Source organism: Streptomyces sp. MnatMP-M17 (genome assembly GCF_900091995.1).
In the GTDB taxonomy this organism is placed as follows: Bacteria; Actinomycetota; Actinomycetes; order Streptomycetales; family Streptomycetaceae; genus Streptomyces.
In genome coordinates this window covers 1-1,121 of the sequence record NZ_FMDK01001222.1, presented here as the reverse complement: position 1 = coordinate 1,121, position 1,121 = coordinate 1, and the positions used below count along the sequence as shown (strand labels likewise).

General features: G+C 70.7%; 1 protein-coding gene and 1 pseudogene. Both read left to right on the top strand.

Features of this window, described 5'->3' with window-relative positions:
- The coding region (locus GA0115259_RS38035; protein ID WP_093605180.1) for a cytochrome P450 at positions 1–865 on the top strand (865 nt) is incomplete at its 5' end.
- 58 nt (positions 866–923) lie between these two features.
- Positions 924–1,121, top strand: a pseudogene (locus GA0115259_RS38030) (ABC transporter permease); the annotation flags it as partial.

Below are 1,121 nucleotides of genomic sequence, written 5' to 3'. Positions count from 1 at the left end.
GCTAAAGCCGTATGCGCGCGCACTCGCGGCCGGACTGGTCGAGCGGCTCGTGGCCGAGGGCGGCGGCGATCTGCTGACCTCGGTCGCCGAGCCGCTGCCCGTCGCCGTCATAGCCGAGATGCTCGGTGTCCCCGCGACGGACCGCCCGCTGCTGCGGCCCTGGTCGGCGGCGATCTGCGCGATGTACGAGCTGAACCCGCCGGAGGAGACGGCCCGCCGCGCGGTCACCGCCTCGCTGGAGTTCTCCGCGTATCTGCGCGAGCTGATCGCCGTACGGCGCGAGAAGCCCGGCGAGGATCTGATCTCGGGACTCATCGTCGCCCATGACGAAGGCGAGAAGCTGACCGAGGCCGAGATGGTCGCCACCTGCGCGCTGCTGCTGAACGCAGGACACGAGGCGACGGTCAACGCCACCGTCAACGGCTGGCACGCGCTCTTCCGGAATCCCGCGCAGCTCGCCGCCCTGCGCGGGGACCGGACCCTGCTGCCCACCGCCGTCGAGGAGCTGATGCGCTACGACACGCCGCTCCAGCTCTTCGAACGCTGGGTGCTCGACCCGGTGGAGATCGGCGGCACCACCATCCCGCGCGGCGCCGAAGTCGCCCTCCTCTTCGGCTCCGCCAACCACGATCCGGCGGCCTTCACCGTCCCGGACAGGCTGGACCTGTCCCGCCACGACAATCCTCATATCTCCTTCAGCGCGGGCATCCACTACTGCATCGGCGCGCCGCTGGCCCGTATCGAACTGGCCGCGTCCATGGCCGCGCTGCTCGATCTGGCGCCCGGACTGAGCCCGGCGGGCGAGCCCGAGCGCAAGCCCAACTTCGTCATCCGAGGGCTGGCGGCACTGCCGGTCACGGTGTGAGCCCCGTACGGTCCAACACGACGCGCGGTCAGCCGTCCCACGAGGCTGCAATGGACGCGTGACCGCGCCTCCGGACGACTGCCTCGCGCGCAATGAGTGGATCTGCGGCGCCTATCTGACCAGCCGTCGCCAGATCCTCTGGAACGCGGTGCTCGAACATCTCGAACTGACCTTTTTCGCCGTGCTCCTGGGCCTGCTGATCGCCGTTCCGCTCGCCCTGGCGGCCCGCCGCTGGAGCTGGCTCGGCGGGGCCGGG